21 protein-coding genes are annotated in these 18,749 nt (G+C 31.0%); 18 read left to right on the top strand and 3 right to left on the bottom strand.

The genetic code is table 11. The features are described 5' to 3' along the window. Nucleotides 1–76 precede the first annotated feature (76 nt). Nucleotides 77–1,351 (top strand): phosphoribosylamine--glycine ligase, encoded by a 1,275-nt coding sequence (gene purD, locus WA327_RS03900; RefSeq protein ID WP_336066711.1) that lies wholly within the window; start codon nucleotides 77–79, stop codon nucleotides 1,349–1,351. Here the strand turns inward: purD and WA327_RS03895 are convergent. Then, complete coding sequence (locus tag WA327_RS03895) at nucleotides 1,346–1,573, bottom strand: DUF6341 family protein (RefSeq protein ID WP_336066708.1); 228 nt, start codon at nucleotides 1,571–1,573, stop codon at nucleotides 1,346–1,348. The two genes, purD and WA327_RS03895, sit on opposite strands and share 6 nt — an antisense overlap. A 38-nt stretch (nucleotides 1,574–1,611) precedes the next feature. Here WA327_RS03895 and WA327_RS03890 point away from each other — a divergent pair, with 38 nt between their 5' ends. Next, the gene (locus WA327_RS03890; protein ID WP_336066706.1) at nucleotides 1,612–2,535 is read left to right on the top strand and encodes a DUF6427 family protein; all 924 of its coding nucleotides are present in this window, start codon (nucleotides 1,612–1,614) and stop codon (nucleotides 2,533–2,535) included. Here the strand turns inward: WA327_RS03890 and upp are convergent. Then, on the bottom strand, nucleotides 2,524–3,183 hold the full coding sequence (gene upp / locus WA327_RS03885; RefSeq protein WP_336066705.1) for a uracil phosphoribosyltransferase: 660 nt from the start codon (nucleotides 3,181–3,183) through the stop codon (nucleotides 2,524–2,526). The genes WA327_RS03890 and upp overlap by 12 nt on opposite strands. Before the next feature lie 110 nt (nucleotides 3,184–3,293). Here upp and WA327_RS03880 point away from each other — a divergent pair, with 110 nt between their 5' ends. Both WA327_RS03880 and WA327_RS03875 read left to right on the top strand, forming a co-directional pair. Continuing rightward, on the top strand, nucleotides 3,294–3,902 hold the full coding sequence (locus WA327_RS03880) for a DUF4254 domain-containing protein (RefSeq protein ID WP_336066703.1): 609 nt from the start codon (nucleotides 3,294–3,296) through the stop codon (nucleotides 3,900–3,902). A 23-nt stretch (nucleotides 3,903–3,925) separates the two neighbouring features. Continuing rightward, complete coding sequence (locus tag WA327_RS03875; protein WP_336066699.1) at nucleotides 3,926–4,942, top strand: glycosyltransferase family 9 protein; 1,017 nt, start codon at nucleotides 3,926–3,928, stop codon at nucleotides 4,940–4,942. A 186-nt stretch (nucleotides 4,943–5,128) separates the two neighbouring features. On the opposite strand, the gene WA327_RS03870 is transcribed toward WA327_RS03875, so the two are convergent. Beyond that, complete coding sequence (locus tag WA327_RS03870) at nucleotides 5,129–6,187, bottom strand: ferredoxin--NADP reductase (RefSeq protein WP_336066696.1); 1,059 nt, start codon at nucleotides 6,185–6,187, stop codon at nucleotides 5,129–5,131. A 110-nt stretch (nucleotides 6,188–6,297) separates the two neighbouring features. Between WA327_RS03870 and WA327_RS03865 the strand changes: the two genes are divergently transcribed. The 14 genes from WA327_RS03865 (at nucleotide 6,298) to atpA (ending at nucleotide 18,719) form a co-directional block, all read left to right on the top strand. After that, nucleotides 6,298–6,636, top strand: coding sequence for a helix-turn-helix transcriptional regulator (locus WA327_RS03865; protein ID WP_336066695.1), 339 nt, complete (start codon nucleotides 6,298–6,300; stop codon nucleotides 6,634–6,636). A 674-nt stretch (nucleotides 6,637–7,310) separates the two neighbouring features. Further along, nucleotides 7,311–7,940 carry a hypothetical protein gene (locus WA327_RS03860; RefSeq protein ID WP_336066694.1) on the top strand — a complete coding sequence of 210 codons (630 nt, stop codon included), beginning with the start codon at nucleotides 7,311–7,313 and terminating at the stop codon, nucleotides 7,938–7,940. 1 nt (nucleotide 7,941) lies between these two features. Next, nucleotides 7,942–8,631 (top strand): hypothetical protein, encoded by a 690-nt coding sequence (locus WA327_RS03855; RefSeq protein ID WP_336066692.1) that lies wholly within the window; start codon nucleotides 7,942–7,944, stop codon nucleotides 8,629–8,631. Nucleotides 8,632–8,684: 53 nt separating this feature from the next. Next, on the top strand, nucleotides 8,685–10,163 hold the full coding sequence (locus tag WA327_RS03850) for a DUF5687 family protein (RefSeq protein WP_336066690.1): 1,479 nt from the start codon (nucleotides 8,685–8,687) through the stop codon (nucleotides 10,161–10,163). A 19-nt stretch (nucleotides 10,164–10,182) separates the two neighbouring features. Beyond that, a complete protein-coding gene (locus tag WA327_RS03845; protein WP_336066688.1) occupies nucleotides 10,183–10,890 on the top strand; it encodes an ABC transporter ATP-binding protein in 708 nt (235 codons plus the stop codon). 138 nt (nucleotides 10,891–11,028) lie between these two features. Further along, nucleotides 11,029–13,581, top strand: coding sequence for a tetratricopeptide repeat protein (locus WA327_RS03840; RefSeq protein WP_336066686.1), 2,553 nt, complete (start codon nucleotides 11,029–11,031; stop codon nucleotides 13,579–13,581). 13 nt (nucleotides 13,582–13,594) lie between these two features. Then, nucleotides 13,595–13,984 (top strand): polymer-forming cytoskeletal protein, encoded by a 390-nt coding sequence (locus WA327_RS03835; protein ID WP_336066684.1) that lies wholly within the window; start codon nucleotides 13,595–13,597, stop codon nucleotides 13,982–13,984. Then, on the top strand, nucleotides 13,953–14,174 hold the full coding sequence (locus tag WA327_RS03830; RefSeq protein ID WP_336066683.1) for an AtpZ/AtpI family protein: 222 nt from the start codon (nucleotides 13,953–13,955) through the stop codon (nucleotides 14,172–14,174). The genes WA327_RS03835 and WA327_RS03830 overlap by 32 nt, the downstream gene beginning before the upstream one ends. Then, nucleotides 14,171–14,566 (top strand): DUF6168 family protein, encoded by a 396-nt coding sequence (locus WA327_RS03825; protein WP_336066681.1) that lies wholly within the window; start codon nucleotides 14,171–14,173, stop codon nucleotides 14,564–14,566. Before WA327_RS03830 ends, WA327_RS03825 begins: the two co-directional genes overlap by 4 nt. A 105-nt stretch (nucleotides 14,567–14,671) precedes the next feature. After that, entirely contained in the window at nucleotides 14,672–15,748 is a 1,077-nt protein-coding gene (gene atpB, locus WA327_RS03820) for a F0F1 ATP synthase subunit A (protein WP_336066680.1), read from the top strand. 32 nt (nucleotides 15,749–15,780) lie between these two features. Continuing rightward, entirely contained in the window at nucleotides 15,781–15,972 is a 192-nt protein-coding gene (gene atpE / locus WA327_RS03815; protein WP_298499142.1) for an ATP synthase F0 subunit C, read from the top strand. Nucleotides 15,973–16,051: 79 nt separating this feature from the next. Further along, nucleotides 16,052–16,552 carry a F0F1 ATP synthase subunit B gene (locus WA327_RS03810; RefSeq protein ID WP_336066675.1) on the top strand — a complete coding sequence of 167 codons (501 nt, stop codon included), beginning with the start codon at nucleotides 16,052–16,054 and terminating at the stop codon, nucleotides 16,550–16,552. A gap of 7 nt (nucleotides 16,553–16,559) precedes the next feature. Next, nucleotides 16,560–17,096 carry an ATP synthase F1 subunit delta gene (atpH, locus tag WA327_RS03805; RefSeq protein WP_336066672.1) on the top strand — a complete coding sequence of 179 codons (537 nt, stop codon included), beginning with the start codon at nucleotides 16,560–16,562 and terminating at the stop codon, nucleotides 17,094–17,096. Nucleotides 17,097–17,138: 42 nt separating this feature from the next. After that, a complete protein-coding gene (gene atpA, locus WA327_RS03800; protein WP_336066671.1) occupies nucleotides 17,139–18,719 on the top strand; it encodes a F0F1 ATP synthase subunit alpha in 1,581 nt (526 codons plus the stop codon). Nucleotides 18,720–18,749: the final 30 nt, after the last annotated feature.

Here is an 18,749-nt window from a genome sequence, read left to right as displayed (position 1 = left end):
TAAAACTATCTGATTAAATCCTAACAGAATTCTTTTAAATAATTATTTTTGTGCCAAACAACACAACAAACAACTCATGAATATTTTAGTATTAGGTTCTGGCGGAAGAGAACATACAATAACTTGGAAATTAGCGCAAAGCGAAAAATGTGGTAACCTTTTTGTAGCACCAGGAAACTCTGGAACAGCAAAAATTGCTAAAAATGTACCAGTTTCGGTAACCGATTTTCCTGCCATAAAAGGCGTGGTACTAAACAACAATATAGAAATGGTTATTGTTGGACCAGAAGATCCTTTAGTGCAAGGTGTTCATGACTACTTTTTAGCAGACGAAGAACTTAAAAACGTCGCTGTAATCGGACCTCAAAAAGCAGCAGCAACCTTAGAAGGTAGTAAAGAGTTTGCAAAAGAATTTTTATTTAGACACAATATTCCTACTGCAGCATACCAAAGTTTTAACGCGCAAAATGTAGAAGACGGTTATGCGTTTTTAGAGACTTTAAATCCGCCGTATGTATTAAAAGCAGACGGATTAGCAGCTGGTAAAGGTGTTGTAATTTTAAATGATTTAGAGGAAGCTAAAGCCGAACTAAAAAGTATGCTTGTAGACGCTAAATTCGGTGATGCGAGTACCAAAGTAGTTATCGAAGAGTTTTTAGACGGAATAGAATTAAGTTGTTTTGTGTTAACCGATGGTAAAAACTATAAAATACTTCCAACAGCAAAAGATTACAAGCGTATTGGCGAAGGTGATACAGGTTTAAACACTGGCGGAATGGGAGCAGTATCTCCAGTACCTTTTGCAGACCAAGCGTTTTTAGATAAAATTGAAAACCAAATTGTAAAACCAACCATTGAAGGTTTACAAAAAGATAATTTACCATACAAAGGGTTTGTGTTTATTGGCTTAATAAAAGTTGGTGACGATCCAAAAGTAATTGAATATAACGTGCGTATGGGCGATCCAGAAACAGAAGTAGTTTTACCAAGACTTAAAAACGACTTTGTTGTTTTAATGGATGCTATAGCAAATCAAACATTAGATAAAGTTACTTTAGAAGTAGATCAAAGAGCAGCAACAACAATCATGTTAGTGTCTGGAGGATATCCTGAAGCTTACGAAAAAGGAAAAGAAATTTTTGGAGTAGAAAAGCCTATGGATTCTATTTTATTCCATGCTGGTGCACAAGAAAAAGACGGTAAAATAGTAACGTCTGGCGGACGTGTTATGGCGGTTACAAGTTACGGAGAAACTTACCAAGAGGCCATAAAAAAATCTTACCAAACTATAGAAAATAATCTAGAGTTTGATAAGATGTATTATAGAAAAGATATTGGTTTCGACTTATAAATAAGAATGAGACGAGATACTTTTATCTTCTTCGTTGTTGTTATTAAACTTTTTTAATTGACCCATCCAATAGATAAATGCGACTAAACCAACTAGCATGAACAACCAGTTCATAAAATTAGCTGCCCACCAGTTTTCTAATTCTAGTGTTCTTAAAGCATCTAATGGCGCAAATAAAACGTTAACAAATAAATCTTGTATTGCGTAAAAAAAATCTTTCATGATTGTATATTTATACAGCAAAAATACAAAAAGAGTTAATGATTACAACAATTTTTAGTAAATCCAAACCAATTAATTTTTTAATTGTGTTTTGTATACTGCTTTTATCCTTTTTTATGTTAGGATTTAAGTTTACCGAAAACCTATCCGTTAATTACGGTTTAGGAGAGAAAATTACTATGTTTTTAGGGGCGTATTTTTCGGTGTTAATACTTCATTTTATAGTAGTAAAAAACGGATTATCACAGCAAAATAATATTGAATTACTAGTAGTTGCTTTATTCTTTTTAGCTGTCCCTCAATCGTTTATTTCTTTAAAGCTAATTGTCTCTAATGTGTTTATTTTATTGGCTTTACGCCGAATGATTAGCATTCGGTCTAAAAAAGAAATCATTAAAAAATTATTCGATTCTGGGTTTTTAATTGGGCTAGCAAGTGTGTTTTATTTTTGGTCTATTTTATTCTTTCCGTTAATCATAATTTCACTATTATTTTTTTCTGAATCTAAAGCAAAATATTATTTCATACCTGTGTTAGGTTTAGCAACTTTAATTATCATTTTGTCTGCAATTTCAGTAATACTTTATGATGATATTTTTTCGATTTTTCCTCAGAGAATAGACTTTAGTTTTAATTATACAGCATACAATTCGTTTCAACTTATTGGTGCAATAACAATCTTATTGTCTTTTGGTTTATGGTCTTCTGTGTTTTATTTAGCAGATATAAAAAAGAAAATGAGAAGCTACAGACCGTCATACAAAATCATGTTTGTAGCCTGTATGTTAGCCAGTGCAATAATTATAATTACTCCAAATAAAAATGGTAGTGAGTTGTTGTTTTTATTTGCGCCATTATCTGTAATTATCATGAATTACATAGAAACGATTACCGATAATTGGTTTAAAAACACGTTCTTATTGCTATTAATCATAGCACCAATAGTACTTTTAGTGTTGTAGTTTTTCACCAAAAGCTAAGTCGCCAGCATCACCTAAACCAGGTACTATGTAGCCTTTACTATTAAGTTTTTCGTCTATGGTTGCAATCCATAAATGTGTGTCTTTTGGCAAGTTTTTTTCTAAATAATCAACACCTTCTTTTGCGCCAATAACTGCGAAGATGTGTAAGTTTTTAGGTGTTCCAAAAGGTTGTAAAGCTTTGTATGTTGCCACTAAAGATTGTCCAGTTGCTAGCATCGGATCTGCCAAGATTAATGTTTTGTTATTTAAGTCAGGACAAGCTAAATATTCAACCACAATTTCAAAAGATTCTGGATTGTCCAAATGATGTCTATATGCCGATATAAATGCATTTTCTGCAGCATCAAAATAGTTTAATAACCCATTGTGTAATGGTACACCAGCACGTAAAACTGAGCATAAAACAATATTGTTGTCATGAGTTTTAACTTCCTTTTCGGCTAAAGGTGTTGTTATTTTTTTAGTAGAAAACTGTAAAGTTTTACTCATTTCATAACTTAAAATTTCACCAATGCGTTCAATATTTCGTCTAAAACGCATACTGTCTTTTTGAACAGAAACGTCTCTAAGTTCAGCTATAAATTGATTTAGGATAGAGTTTTCTTCAGATAAATTATGAACAATCATGACTTAATTTTTAAAGTGAAATACAAATTTATTATTATTTGTAAAGCCTTTTGATGTATAGCTCATTTTATTTTTAAAATGTGTAATTTTACAATCTTAAATTACAAGACATGTTTACAGACAAAGCCAATAAAATTTTTCAAGACGTTATAGAAAAATACCACGTTATCAATACCGTAGATCAACCGTTTGCAAATCCTTACGACGAAAAATCTAACCTTTTAGAACATTTATTATACCGTAAATGTTGGATTGATACCGTACAATGGCATTACGAAGATATTATTAGAGATCCTCAAATAGATCCTATTGCAGCTTTAAAACTGAAAAGACAAATTGATGCCTCTAACCAAGACAGAACAGACATGGTTGAGTATATTGATAGTTATTTTTTAGAAAAATATAAAGACGTTACACCTAAAGCAGATGCGACTATTAATACTGAAAGTCCAGCTTGGGGAATAGATAGATTATCAATCTTAGCATTAAAAATCTATCACATGCATGAGGAAGCAACGCGTGAAGATGCAACCGAAGCACATAGAGAAGCTTGCCAAAAAAAACTTGACGTATTATTAGAGCAACGTGTAGATTTAAGCACTGCAATAGATACACTTTTAGACGATATTTCTAAAGGTGATAAGTACATGAAAGTGTACAAGCAGATGAAAATGTACAATGATGACGAGCTTAATCCTGTGTTAAGAAACCAGAAATAATTTCAATTTAATTATAAGTTGAAATGCAAACAACACAACACATTTTAGTTATACGTCTCTCTGCAATGGGCGACGTTGCTATGACAGTTCCTGTGTTACGGGCATTAACACAACAACATCCAAAGGTCAAGTTAACGGTGTTAACGCGACCTTTTTTTGCGCCTTTTTTTAAACATTTAACCAATACTTCGGTTTTTATTTTTGACGAAAAACAAAAGCATAAAGGTGTTTTTGGGTTGTATAAATTATACAAAGAACTAAAAGCGCTAAATATTGATAAAGTAGCCGATTTGCACAACGTTTTACGTACCAAAATTTTAAAGTTATTCTTTTTCAGAAAGACGTTTGTACAAATAGACAAAGGAAGAGCAGAGAAAAAGGCATTAATAAATGATGAAAGTTTTAAACCCTTAAAATCTACCCACGAAAGATATGCCGACGTGTTTAGAAAATTAGGCTATTCTTTAGATTTATCAAACCCAACGTTTCCTGAAAGAAAAACGCTTCCTAAGTTAATTGTAGAGCAAGTACAACCATCAAAAAAACAATGGATAGGTATTGCACCATTTGCTCAATATCCTTCAAAAATGTACCCTTTGTCACAAATGAAAAACGTTGTTAATGCTTTAGAAGAGCAATACAATATATTTTTATTTGGAGCTAAAGCAGAACAGCAACAATTAAGTGAATTGTCAAATTCTAAAAATGTTATAAACGTTGCTGGTTTATTGAGTTTTGAAGAAGAGCTACATTTAATTTCGAACTTAGACTTAATGTTGTCTATGGACTCTGGTAATGCACATTTAGCAGCCATGTTTGGCGTAAAAGTATTGACAATTTGGGGCGTAACTCATCCTTATGCTGGTTTTGCAGCGTTTAATCAACCACAAGATTTTCATTTGTTACCTGATAGAGAAAAATACACTCAAATACCAACTTCTGTTTATGGTAACAAATACCCAGAAGACTATATGGATGTTGCAGGAAGTATTCATCCAAAAGAAGTTGTAGAGAAAATTCAATTTATTTTAGGAGCATAAAAAAAGCCTCAATTTCTTGAGGCTTACAGATTTTAACTACTAATTCATATTAATATTATCCCTTAAACTAACACATTTGTAGCATTATAATCTTTTGCTAATTTAAAACGTTTAATCGAAGAGATTAAAAAAATTGAACGAAAACGTTTGATTAATCGACTAAACACTTAAATATCCGATAAAATACTATATATCATCATAATCAATGACAATTTTTGATGTTGTAGGATGTGCCTGACACGTTAAAACTAATCCTTCGGCTACTTCGTTATCTGTTAAAATGTTGTTTTGACGCATGGTAGCTTTACCTTCTTTTATTCTAGCTAAACAACTACTACAAATTCCACCTTGACAAGAATATGGTGCATCTAAATCATGATCTAAAGCAGCTTCTAAAACAGATTGTTGCTGTGACATGGTAAATGTTTTTTCTTCATCATCTACAATTACTGTGATAGATGTTGTTCCGTCAGAGATTTCTTCAACATCTTCTACAGGAATAGCAGACGTTGTTGAGAATAATTCAAAAAACACTTTATTGTCTTCAATATTATTTTCTGCTAACACATCTTTTACGGTGTTAATCATACCTTCTGGTCCACAAAGATAAAACGCGTCAATATCTACATGTTTGTATTTATTCTTTACAATAAAGTTAACGGTGCTTTTTTCGATACGACCAAAAAGCGCATTGTTTTCTTGTGATTGACTATACACAAACTGGATAGTTAATCGGTCGCTATATTGATGTTGAATATCTAAAAGTTCATTTAAGAAAATAGTATCGTTTAAAGTTTTATTACCATAAACTAGCACAAATTGACTATTTGGCTCTTCTTCTAAAACGGTTTTTAAAATGCTTAACACAGGTGTAATACCACTACCAGCAGCAAACGCAGCAATAGTTCTGTTTTTTGAAGCGTCAGGTGTAAAAGTAAAACGACCTTGTGGTTTTGCTACCTCTAAAGTGTCACCAACTTTTAATACTTGATTGGCGTATTTAGAAAACGTTCCGCTTTCTACTTCTTTCACAGCAACGGTAAGATTTCCGCTTGACGGAGAAGCGCACAATGAGTAATCACGTCTTACTTCTTTTCCGTCTAAATCTGCTTTTAGTGTTATATATTGACCAGCTTTAAATTGATAATCTTGTTTTAAATGGTTTGGTACGTCAAAAGTTATAGAAACACATTGGTTAGTTTGACGTGTAATATCTTTAATACTTAGCGTATTGAATTGAGACATAATTTTAAATTTTATACAAAAATAATGAAGCCTAAACGGAAAGTCATATAATTATTAAAAAATTAATACCTAAGTTTATTATGCATAAGAAAATTATGTATATTTGATTTATGGCAAATTCTAAATTATATAAAGGTAGTTTAATCACAATTATTTTAAAGCTTTTAAACGAAAGTGATAAAATGTATGGTTACGAGATCACACAAAAAGTAAAAGAAATCACTAAAGGCGAGCTTAAAATTACCGAAGGCGCTTTATACCCAGCATTACATAAATTAGAAGCAGACGGTTTATTAGATGTTGAGGTAAAAAAGGTAGATAACCGTCTGCGCAAATACTATAAACTTACAGAAAAAGGAAACACAGAAACGGTTAATAAACTAAACGAATTACAAGAGTATATTAAGACCATGCAAATTTTAGTAAACCCTAATTTTAGTTTAGAGTAATGAAAAAGTTAAGTAGAGAAGAAATACAATATATAGACCAATATGTTCAAAAAAGTGGGATTAAATGGTTTGATTTAAAAGTTGAATTAGTGATCACCTTACGTATAAAACCGAAAGTGTCTTAAACCAAAATCCAAATTTAGATTTTAAAGAAGCTTTATATCAAGCAAAATTATCCTTTGGTAGCAAAGGATTTAAACCAATAATTTTAGAAAAAACAAAGCAAATAGAAAGACAGTTTTTTAAAGATGTATTTAGATATTTTAAATCCTTTTTTACAGTGCCAAAAATTATAATTACAGTTGTTATAACTTTTTTTTTATTTGGGATGTATACAAGACTAAAGGATAAAGATTTATTTTTTACAAGTCTTATAGGTGTCTTATTTATTTGTGCAATAATATTCTTTTTTAATGCCTACAAAAGAAAGAAACTAAATAATAATTTAAGTTTAACATTAAGCCATATGCTTCAATTTTCAACTTTAATAAATACAATGGTAATTTTCTTAAACCTAGGATATTCTATCCTTAGAAACGACCTTATTAAAGGCAATAACTATATATTTTTTATTTGTATATGGTTAGTTATGTTTTTAATCGCATTATCCATAGAAAATGTTTCTAAGAAAATATATGCTAATCAAAAAAGGCTGTATTTTAAATATTTATAATATGGAGAAGTTAAGTAGAGAAGAAATACAAAAAATAGAAAGCTTTTTACTAAACCTAAACATTAAATTTATTGATGTTAGATTAGAATTAACAGACCACTTAGCTACAGAATTTGAGCAAAATAGCGAATATGTTCTTTTAGAAGATTTTCTTAAAACTAAAGTTAACTTTATTAAGGATTTTGAAACTAAAAGACAAAAATCCATACATTGGAGTTATCAACGATTGCTTTTAAAACAATTATCGAAGTTTTTTTATGTACCAAAGCTTTTGTTTTTCAATGTTTTAATTTTTTTAATTGTTTATGGATTTGTAAATATTTCTCAGTTAAAAAACGGTTATGTAACTATACTGCTGTCCATTTTTACTATAAACATTATAGGTTTTGCTAAAAGAGCATATAATGAAAAAGAATTCAAAAAATTACAAATAGCACAACCACTGTATTCCATTATGGCTTTGCCATCGTTGTTTTTATATTTTGCAAATCTTATTAAAGAGCCATTACTTGAACAGCCAATTATTTTTATAGTTTACTTTTTTATAGGGTTATTAATTAATATATCGGGTTTAATGGTATTATTGAGGAAAAAGAAAGATATACAAGAATATTACAAAATGATTAAATAATTTGAAACTAACTAAAGAGCAAATACAAAACCTATATTCGTTTACAAGAAATCATTATGTGTATCATTACGACTTACAAACCGAGCTTGTAGATCATTTAGCTAATGATATAGAATCTATTTGGCAAGAAAACCCAAAGTTGTCTTTTGAAGAAGCAAGAGACCAATCCTTTAAAAAATTTGGTGTTTTTGGTTTTATGGATGTGATAGAGCAACGACAAAAAGCAATGAATAAGCGATATTATAAATATTTACTTAAAGAATTAAAATTATGGTTTTCTATCCCAAAAATAATAATAACTGCAACTTTATTTGTTACTTTTTTTACATTACTTCAAACAAGTTATGCTAAATATTTTTTCTTTATAATATTTGGTGTATTAGCAATTTGGACAATGTATAGAAGTATACAGCTTAATAGAGAATTTAGAAAAAGAAAAGAGATTTCAAGCAAAAAGTGGTTATTAGAAGAGCTTATTTTTAAACAAGCAGGAAGTATTGGTATAATTTTCTTATCTCAATTTTATAATATCTCAATGTGGAGTGATGTTTTTATATCTAATACCAAATTAGTTCTATTAACTGCAGCAATTTTTACACTCTTATATTTAGTTAATTATATAAGCTTTAGAGTTATACCAGACAAAGCAGAAAAGATACTAAAAACAACCTATCCAGAATACAGCTTGTAACAAATCCGTAAATTTAGCTACCAATACATAAAACCAAACCAAAATACTAATCTATGATAAGCAAATTTATAAGTTTAGAGTGGAAGCAGTTTTTTCGTTCTGCTAGTTTCGGAAAAAGCTTAGCGCTAAAAATTTTAATGGGCTTTTTTGCTCTTTATTTTATAGTTACTTTTTTAGCTTTAGGTGTAAGCCTTTACCCTGGTCTTAAAAAAGCGTTTCCTGATCAAGATCCTTTTATAATTGTAAACAAAGCTATATTCTATTGGGTTTTAATGGAGCTTTTGATTCGTTTTTTCTTTCAGAAACTACCAGTAATGAGTGTTAAGCCGCTACTTACACTTCCAATTAAAAGAAACACTGTAGTTAACTACGTTTTAGGGAAATCGGCTTTGTCTTTTTTTAATTTTTTACCACTTTTTGCAACAATACCTTTTAGTATTGTTTTAGCTTTTGAAGGTTACTCCAAATCGATAGTAATTACTTGGGTAATTGCTATGGTACTAATCTCTTTAATTAGCAACTTTTTAAATTTTATTATTGAAAGTGTCTCGTCAGAAACCGAGTTATCTTTTCTACCAATAATCGTAGTTGCAGGTGGTCTTTTTGCTTTAAATTATTTTGAAATTCTAGATATTTCAGGATTGCTGTCTACAGCTATTTTAGCTATTGCTAATCATCCAATTTACTTATTAATTTTAGTTGCGATTTTGGGTATTTGTTATTGGTTTAATTTCAAAATCTTAAGACAAAAACTGTATTTAGATCATTCGCTTAAAGCTAAAGTTAAAGAAGTTAATACTTCTAATCTTGGTTGGACAAAAAACTTCGGAGACATTGCTCCTTTTATGCAATTAGACTTACGTTTAATATGGCGTAATAAAAGACCAAAATCTTCAGTATTTATTTTAGTTGTTGGTTTGCTTTATGGATTATTCTTCTATCCTAATCCACAATTTCAAGATTCACCAATGATATTTGGTTTTGTAGGTATTTTTGTAACTGGTATTTTCTTAATCAATTTCGGCCAATTTATTCCAGCTTGGGATAGTGGCTATTACAAAATGCTAATGAGCCAAAACATTAAATACGAGCAGTACCTAAAATCTAAATACACATTAATGATTTTAAGCGTGATCATAATGTTTGTGCTTAGTATTCCGTATGTGTATTTTGGATGGAAAATTTTAGCAGCGCACTTTGCGGCAGCTATTTATAATATTGGTGTTAATAGCTATGTGATTATGCTTGGCGGAAGTTTTAACCGTAAAAAAATAGATCTTAACCAACGTGCTGCTTTTAACTATCAAGGTACTGGCGCAGTACAATGGATTATTGGTATACCATTATTAATCTTACCAGCAGCAATTTTTGGCTTGACTTCATTTTTTATCAATTTTCAAGTCGGTCTTTTTGCACTAGCCTTTTTAGGTTTAATAGGTATTGTGTTTCATCAAAAGTTAATGAAACTAATCACAAAAAAATACCTTGATTCTAAATATAAAATGATTGACGCTTTTAGTCAAGACAACTAACCTTAATTCACTTTTAATCATGATAAAGACAACAAACCTTTCAAAAAAATATAGCAGTAAAGAAGTTTTAAATATTTCAACTTTAGAAATTCCAAAAGGACAAAGTTTTGGATTAGTAGGAAATAACGGAGCAGGAAAAACCACCTATTTTAGTTTACTTCTTGATTTAATACAACCAACAACTGGTCAAATAGAAAATAACGGAGTAATCGTTAATAAAAGTGAAGACTGGAAACCGTTTACCTCTGCATTTATAGACGAAAGCTTCTTAATTGGCTACCTAACACCAGAAGAATATTTTTATTTTATTGGTGATTTACGCGGACAAAACAAACAAGACGTAGACAATTTATTAGCGCAGTTTGAAGACTTTTTTCATGGTGAAATATTAAATCAGAAAAAATATTTACGCGATTTAAGTAAAGGAAACCAGAAAAAAGCAGGAATTGTCGCAGCATTAATTGGTAATCCAGAAGTAATTATTCTTGATGAGCCTTTTGCAAACTTAGACCCAACAACGCAAATTAGGTTAAAACAAATCATAAAAGATTTAGCCGAAAAGCAAGGTGTAACTGTATTAGTGTCAAGTCATGATTTATTGCACGTTACCGATGTATGCGAGCGTATAGTGGTTTTAGAAAAAGGTCAAATAGTAAAAGATATAAAAACTAGCGAAGCCACTTTAAAAGAATTAGAGGCGCACTTTTCTGGCACAGCAGAAGTGTAATATCTTATAGTTTTTTCTTGGTAAATTGCCTTGCGTTAAGTTATTTCAAAAAAGATGCTTATTTTTACGCTCTTACATGCAAAATAATATAATAAAATAGCATGTAATCAGTTATGTATTACACAAAATACAACCGCATTGAAAATAGCATTTAAAATAAGTTTAGCCATTACGGTCATTGCGCTAACAATTACCAGCTGCTCTCGTAAAAAAGACAGTTTTATAAGTCGTAATTTTCACGCAGTAACCGCAGAATATAATACGTTATTTAACGGTTACAACGCGTTAGAGCAAGGACGTAATAGTCTTAATGCCACTTATTTTGATAATTATTGGGAAATACTTCCTGTAGAGCGTATGCAAGTTACAGATGAAGTTGTTTTACCAGGTCAATCCAAAAATTCTGATTTTACAAAAGCTGAAGAAAAAGCAGTAAAAGCCGTTCAAAAACACGGTATGAATATTCAAGGTAAAGAGCACAATCCACAAATAGATGAAGCTTATTTGCTATTGGGTCAAGCCCGTTATTTTGACCAACGTTTTGTACCAGCCTTAAACGCTTTTAATAAAATTTTATCAAGTTATGGCGATTCTGATAAAATCAACACAGCAAAAGTATGGCGAGAAAAAACCAATATGCGATTAGAAAATAACGAAATTGCTATTGAAAACCTTAAACGCCTATTAGAACAAGAAGATCTAGAAGACCAACAACTTGCAGATGCCACATCTACTTTGGCACAAGCTTATATTAATTTAGAGCAGTTAGATAGTGCAATTGTGCATATAAAAACAGCGTCTAAAGCTACAAAAAAGAATGAAGAAAAAGGTCGTTTCAACTTTATAAAAGGTCAGCTTTACAATGCTTTAGAAGATAAAGATAGCGCAAACATAGCTTTTGATGAGGTTATTGATTTAAACAGAAAAATACCACGTCAATATCTTATTGCTGCTGAAGTGGAAAAAGCTAAAAATTTCGATTATGAAAACGGTAATAAAATTGAATTTTTAGAACATCTAACTAAGCTTGAAGAAAATCGTGAAAACCGTCCGTTTTTAGATAAAATTTATTATCAAATTGCCGAGTTTCATTTAGAAAATAAATTCGATTCTTTAGCAATAGCATATTACAATAAATCACTTCGCACCAACTCTAAAGACAAAATTTTAGTAGCCAAAAACTACGAAACTTTAGGTAATTACTATTTTGACAATACAGAGTATAAACTAGCTGGTGCCTATTACGACAGTACTTTAATCAATATGGTAGAAAACAGTAAACCATACCGTGTAATTAAAAAGAAAAACGAAAATTTAGAAGATGTTATCTTTTACGAAGGTATTGCAGAAACTAACGATAGTATTTTAAAGTTAGTTGCTATGCCAATAGCAGAAAGAGAACAGTTTTTTGTAGAATATACAGATAAATTAAAAGCTAAAGCCGAAGAAGAGCAAGAGCGTTTAGAAACCGAAAAGCGCATAAAAGATTTTCAACAAAATACTCCAGATACTAAAAGCGGTTTTGGTCCACCACGTGGTGCTTCGCCAGCAGGTAACGCAGCAAGTTTCTATTTTTATAATCAAGAAACTGTAGCTTACGGTAAAAACCAATTTGATCAACTTTGGGGAGAAAGAAGTAATGAAGATAATTGGCGTTGGTCAACAAACGGTAGAAGTGGATTTGCTAATCAAGACGCAATTGCTTCTGCAGGAGAAAATAGTTCTGAAAACGAAAAATTCTCTCCAGATTATTATTTAAAACAATTACCAAGCACAGATAAAGAAATTGATAGTATAATGAAAGATAGAAACTATGCTTACTATCAATTAGGTTTAATTTATAAAGAGAAGTTTAAAGAATACGAGCTTTCAAAAACTAAATTTAAAACGCTTTTAAAAAGTGCTCCAGAAGAACGTTTAATATTACCTTCAAAATATAATCTGTATAAAATCTATGAAATTTTAGGACAAACAAATGAAGCTGAAATTACTAAGCAAGATATAATAAGTAATTATCCAGATTCTAGATATGCCTTTATTTTACAGAATCCAAATCAAGCAGTTGCAGACAATGAAAGAAGCCCAGAAAATCTTTACGAGCAAACCTATAAAAAACTTGAAGAGCAACAATATCAATCTGTTATAGAAGATAGTGACCAATATATAAACTACTTTGACGGCGATCCAATTGTGCCAAAATTTGAATTACTAAAAGCAACAGCAAACGGTAGATTAAATGGTTACACAGCTTACATGGATGCCTTAAACCAAATAGCATTAGATTACGCCAATACCGAAGAAGGTAAAAAAGCTCAAGATTTAGTAAATAGCTTACAATCTTTAGATAGTCAGGCATTTGTGCCAAACGATATTTCTAAAAACTTTAAAGTAGTGTATCAGTTTGAAAGCAACCAAACAGAAGATATCAAAGAATTTAAAGAAACATTAGATAAAGTCATTGAAAAAATAACATATTATGATTTATCAACGTCTATAGATGTTTATAACAAAGACAAAACGTTTTTAGTAGTACACGGTATAAAAAGTATAGATGGTGCAAAAGGCTTTGCAGATATAGTAGAAGAAAAGGATAAAAAGAAAATAGCAAGACCATTTTTTGGAATTTCGCAAGAAAATTACCAGATTATACAAATACACAAAAACTTAGATACATATATAGCAAATCAATAATCTCCCCTAAATTATGAAGAAGAGCAAAAATCAAGAACATATTTCTATCCAAAATATAATAGCAAAAGGAACAAAAATTGTAGGCGATTTTATTAGTGAAGGTGACTTACGAGTGGATGGAATTATTGAAGGAAACATACAAACACCAGGAAAAGTTGTAGTAGGAAAAGACGGCGAAATCTCTGGAAAACTATCATGTAGTAATGCTTATTTTGAAGGAAAACTTACTGGAACTTTAGAGCTTAGCGGCACATTAACATTAAAGTCTACAGCGCATATTGAAGGCGACGTTATTACCGAAAAATTAGCTGTAGAACCAGGAGCTACATTTAACGTAACTTGTGAGATGAAATCTTCTGTAAAAGATATAAATGGAACCTCAAAAACCCAAAAAACAGCTTAAGCAACTTGCTGCATTAACGGGTATTGCAATACAAATGGGTGTGACTATTTATTTGTTTGTTTTACTTGGTAAGTGGTTAGACTCTAAATATACAGAATCAGGTAAAACCTTTTTAATAATATGTACTTTAGCAGGAGTAGCTATTTCTCTTTATGCAACTTTAAGGCAAATCAAAAAACTTAATCCTTGACACTTAAATGGATAATAAATAATTGTCTAAAGCTAAGTCTCGTTGCTTTGGTATTTTTTGTAATACATGTTTATATCAACAAAAATATTGATACCGAAATTACAAGTAGACAAATTATTTATTCATACATCATAAATTATTTATTAGCCTGTGGCGTAATTGTGCTTTTATTTCTTTTAAAAAAGAAACTAAAAGACCAATTAGGTTTTATATTTATGGCAGCTAGTTTATTAAAGTTTGTATTCTTTTTTCTTCTTTTTTATCCATCATATAAAATGGATGGTGATATGACTAAGCCTGAGTTTTTTACCTTCTTTATTCCGTATGCAATTTGCCTAACGATAGAGTGTATAATTTTAGCCAAATTTTTAAATAATTTAGATAAATATTAAAGCCTAATTATAAGCCTATTAAATAATATTAAATTTTGTTTTTTGATTTTGATATAAAAGCATACCTTTGCACCGATTTTTAAGCCACTATTTATAATAAGTGATATGCAAAATATTATTTCTATAAAAACAATTAGTTTACTATTACTTTTTGTATCATCTTTTTCTTTTGCTCAAGAATATACTGAAGAGCACGTAGATAAAAGTATAAAAACTGAAATTAAAGAATACATTAATCATCACTTACTTGACTCTCATGATTTTAGCTTGACGTCATATACAACAGATAGTGGAGAGCATAAATATATTGGATTTCCGTTACCTGTAATTCTTTGGGATAATGGTTTACAGGTGTTTTCTTCATCAAAATTACATCATGGAGAAGCTGTAGCAGAAGTTAATGGTAACTACTACAAATCTTTTCACGGTAAAATTTACAAAACCGATGCAGAAGGAACAATTAACTTAGACGATCACGATCATCCAACAAATACTAAGCCTTTAGATTTTTCGATCACTAAAAACGTATTTACAATTTTTATTGTAGGCTTATTAATGTTTTTTATGTTTAGTCGTATGGCTAAAAAATATAAAACGGGAAGCATGCCAAAAGGTATGGGTAGATTTTTAGAGCCAATTATACTTTACATTAGAGATGATATAGCACTTCCAAATATTGGAAAAAAGAAATACAAAAGGTATATGCCATATCTATTAACTGTATTTTTCTTTGTTTGGATTATAAATTTATTAGGATTAACGCCTTTAGGAGTAAACGTTACAAATAACATAGCAGTAACTTTAGCGTTAGCTTTAATTACTTATCTTTTAACAACATTTACAGCTAATAAAAATTATTGGGGACATATTTTCTGGATGCCTGGTGTGCCAGTTCCAATGAAAATTATTTTAGCACCAATAGAATTATTAGGAACAATTATTAAACCTTTTTCATTAATGATTCGTCTTTATGCAAATATTACCGCAGGACACATCGTATTAATGAGTATCATAGGTTTAATGTTTATATTTAAAAACTGGTTAGGTAGTTCATTATCATTTGGTTTAGCATTTGCTTTATCATTATTAGAATTATTAGTTGCAGCATTACAAGCGTATATTTTTACAATGTTATCTGCACTATACTTTGGTTCTGCGGTAGAAGAACACCACGACCACTAAAATAAGAATGTTTAATTTTTAATATATATATTATGACAGGTTTAAATTTCGTAGGAGCTGGTTTGATCGTTATCGGTGCTGGTTTAGGTATTGGTAGAATCGGTGGACAAGCAATGGATGCTATTGCACGTCAACCAGAAGCTTCAGGAAAAATCCAAACTGCTATGCTTATTGCAGCAGCACTTATTGAAGGTATTGGATTCGCAGCGTTATTCGCAGCTTAAAAACATAAAAACAGCTTTAACGGTTGGTTAAAGCTGTTTTTTAAACTAAAAAATATTTATTAAAAAACTATAGATATAAATGGACAAGTTAATTAACGAGTTTTCAATTGGACTATTTTTCTGGCAACTAGTATTATTTGTTGGATTAGTCTTACTTTTAAGAAAGTTTGCATGGAAGCCAATTCTTGATGCAGTAGAAAAAAGAGAAGAAGGTATCCAAAATGCATTAGATGCAGCAGAAAATGCTAAGTTAGAAATGCAAAACCTTCAAGCAGATAACGATAAGTTATTAAAAGAAGCACGTGCAGAGCGCGAAGCTATGCTTAAAGAAGCACGTGAGCTTAAAAACAAAATGATTGAAGACGCAAAATCTGAAGCTCAAGAACAAGCAAACAAAATGATTGAGCAAGCGCAAGCAGCAATTGAAAGCGAAAAGAAATCTGCTATGGCAGAATTAAAAGGTCAAGTAGCTGGATTATCTTTAGAGATAGCAGAAAAAGTAGTACGTCAAGAATTATCTAACAAAGACAAACAAGTCGAATTAGTTGAGTCTATGTTAGGAGACGCTAAATTAAACTAGTCAAAAAATGGCAGGAGAAAGAGCAGCAATACGTTACGCAAAAGCAGTATTAAGTTTAGCTACAGATAATAATACAGCAGATGCTGTAAACACAGATATGGAGCTAATAAAAAATACAGTTGCTGAGAGTAAAGATTTAAAAGATATGCTTTACAGTCCTGTAATACGTTCATCTGTTAAAAAAGCAGCATTGTTAGAAATCTTTAAAAACGCTAACAAAGCAACAGTTAATTTGATAGATGTACTTATTGCTAACAAGCGTACATCTCTATTACCAGAAGTAGCTTCTAGTTATGTAACACTTTTTGAGCAACAAAAAGGAAATCAAATTGCAGAAGTAACTACAGCAGTACCTTTAACTAAAGAGTTAGAAGAAAAAGTACTAGAAAAAGTAAAAGAGCTTACAGGTAAAGAAACAGCAATAACAAATATAGTAGATGAAGACATTTTAGGTGGTTTCATCCTAAGAGTTGGCGATACACAATACAACGCAAGTATTGCAAACCAATTAAGCAAATTAAAAAGAGAATTTACAATAAATTAAATATAGTTAGATTTAAATCTAACATCTAATATCTAAATAAAGATGGCAGAAGTAAAACCAGCTGAAGTATCAGCAATCTTAAAACAACAATTGTCAGGATTTGAAGCAAACGCTTCTTTAGACGAAGTTGGAACAGTATTAACAGTAGGAGATGGTATTGTACGTGCTTACGGATTATCAAATGCTCAATACGGAGAGTTAGTAGAATTTGATGGTGGATTAGAAGGTATTGTACTAAACCTAGAAGAAGACAATGTAGGTATTGTATTATTAGGAGGATCAACTGGAGTAAAAGAAGGTTCTACAGTAAAACGTACTAACCGTATTGCCTCTGTTAAAGTAGGAGAAGGTATTGTTGGTCGTGTTGTAGACACTTTAGGAAACCCAATTGATGGTAAAGGACCAATTGTTGGTGATACTTATGAAATGCCATTAGAGCGTAAAGCGCCAGGTGTTATCTATCGTCAGCCAGTAAACGAGCCATTACAAACAGGTATTAAATCTGTAGATGCCATGATTCCTGTAGGACGTGGTCAACGTGAGCTTGTAATTGGTGACCGTCAAACTGGTAAAACAACAGTTTGTATAGATACTATCTTAAATCAAAAAGAATTTTACGATGCAGGACAACCTGTATATTGTATATATGTAGCAGTAGGACAAAAAGCGTCTACAGTTGCAAACATTGCTAAAACTTTAGAAGAAAAAGGAGCTTTAGCTTATACTACTATTGTAGCTGCAAATGCATCAGATCCTGCTGCAATGCAAGTTTACGCACCATTTACAGGTGCTGCAATAGGTGAGTATTTTAGAGATACTGGTAGACCAGCTTTAATTGTATTTGATGATTTATCAAAACAAGCGGTTGCTTACCGTGAGGTATCTTTATTATTACGTCGTCCACCAGGACGTGAGGCGTATCCAGGAGACGTTTTCTACCTTCACTCTAGATTATTAGAGCGTGCTGCAAAAGTGATTGCAGATGATGATATTGCTAAAAACATGAATGATTTACCAGAATCATTAAAGCCTGTAGTAAAAGGTGGTGGATCTTTAACAGCATTACCAATTATCGAAACACAAGCTGGAGACGTTTCTGCATATATCCCAACTAACGTAATTTCGATTACAGACGGACAGATTTTCTTAGAGTCAGATTTATTCAATTCTGGTGTACGTCCTGCAATTAACGTAGGTATTTCGGTATCTCGTGTTGGTGGATCTGCGCAAATTAAATCAATGAAAAAAGTATCAGGTACGTTAAAATTAGACCAAGCACAGTTCCGTGAGCTAGAAGCATTTGCTAAGTTTGGTTCAGATTTAGATGCTGCTACTTTAAACGTAATTGAAAAAGGTAAGCGTAACGTAGAAATCTTAAAGCAAGCACAAAACGACCCTTATACAGTGGAAGATCAAGTAGCAATTATTTATGCTGGATCTAAAAACTTATTAAGAGATGTTCCTGTAGAAAAAGTAAAAGAATTCGAAAGAAATTATATTGAGTTCTTAAACGCTAAACACAGAGATGTTTTAGATACTTTAAAAGCAGGTAAATTAACTGATGAGGTTACAGATACATTATCTGCAGTAGCAAAAGACCTTTCAGCTAAATACAAAGCTTAAAAATAAATTAATGTCACTCTTCTGTGTAAG

Origin of the sequence: Mesoflavibacter sp. CH_XMU1404-2, from assembly GCF_037029465.1 — a bacterium.
GTDB lineage: Bacteria > Bacteroidota > Bacteroidia > Flavobacteriales > Flavobacteriaceae > Mesoflavibacter.
This window is presented reverse-complemented; position numbering and strand designations above follow the sequence as displayed.

Bases quoted from the DNA above. Each gene is read 5' to 3' on its own strand.
- atpH (WP_336066672.1), top strand. From the start codon at position 16,560: ATGGCAGGAGAAAGAGCAGCAATACGTTACGCAAAAGCAGTATTAAGT.
- WA327_RS03860 (WP_336066694.1), top strand. From the start codon at position 7,311: ATGGAGAAGTTAAGTAGAGAAGAAATACAAAAAATAGAAAGCTTTTTA.
- atpA (WP_336066671.1), top strand. From the start codon at position 17,139: ATGGCAGAAGTAAAACCAGCTGAAGTATCAGCAATCTTAAAACAACAA.
- atpE (WP_298499142.1), top strand. From the start codon at position 15,781: ATGACAGGTTTAAATTTCGTAGGAGCTGGTTTGATCGTTATCGGTGCT.
- WA327_RS03890 (WP_336066706.1), top strand. From the start codon at position 1,612: ATGATTACAACAATTTTTAGTAAATCCAAACCAATTAATTTTTTAATT.
- WA327_RS03845 (WP_336066688.1), top strand. From the start codon at position 10,183: ATGATAAAGACAACAAACCTTTCAAAAAAATATAGCAGTAAAGAAGTT.
- WA327_RS03830 (WP_336066683.1), top strand. From the start codon at position 13,953: ATGGAACCTCAAAAACCCAAAAAACAGCTTAAGCAACTTGCTGCATTA.
- WA327_RS03850 (WP_336066690.1), top strand. From the start codon at position 8,685: ATGATAAGCAAATTTATAAGTTTAGAGTGGAAGCAGTTTTTTCGTTCT.
- WA327_RS03880 (WP_336066703.1), top strand. From the start codon at position 3,294: ATGTTTACAGACAAAGCCAATAAAATTTTTCAAGACGTTATAGAAAAA.
- WA327_RS03875 (WP_336066699.1), top strand. From the start codon at position 3,926: ATGCAAACAACACAACACATTTTAGTTATACGTCTCTCTGCAATGGGC.
- WA327_RS03810 (WP_336066675.1), top strand. From the start codon at position 16,052: ATGGACAAGTTAATTAACGAGTTTTCAATTGGACTATTTTTCTGGCAA.
- atpB (WP_336066680.1), top strand. From the start codon at position 14,672: ATGCAAAATATTATTTCTATAAAAACAATTAGTTTACTATTACTTTTT.
- WA327_RS03895 (WP_336066708.1), bottom strand. From the start codon at position 1,573: ATGAAAGATTTTTTTTACGCAATACAAGATTTATTTGTTAACGTTTTA.
- WA327_RS03835 (WP_336066684.1), top strand. From the start codon at position 13,595: ATGAAGAAGAGCAAAAATCAAGAACATATTTCTATCCAAAATATAATA.
- upp (WP_336066705.1), bottom strand. From the start codon at position 3,183: ATGATTGTTCATAATTTATCTGAAGAAAACTCTATCCTAAATCAATTT.
- WA327_RS03870 (WP_336066696.1), bottom strand. From the start codon at position 6,187: ATGTCTCAATTCAATACGCTAAGTATTAAAGATATTACACGTCAAACT.
- WA327_RS03865 (WP_336066695.1), top strand. From the start codon at position 6,298: ATGGCAAATTCTAAATTATATAAAGGTAGTTTAATCACAATTATTTTA.
- purD (WP_336066711.1), top strand. From the start codon at position 77: ATGAATATTTTAGTATTAGGTTCTGGCGGAAGAGAACATACAATAACT.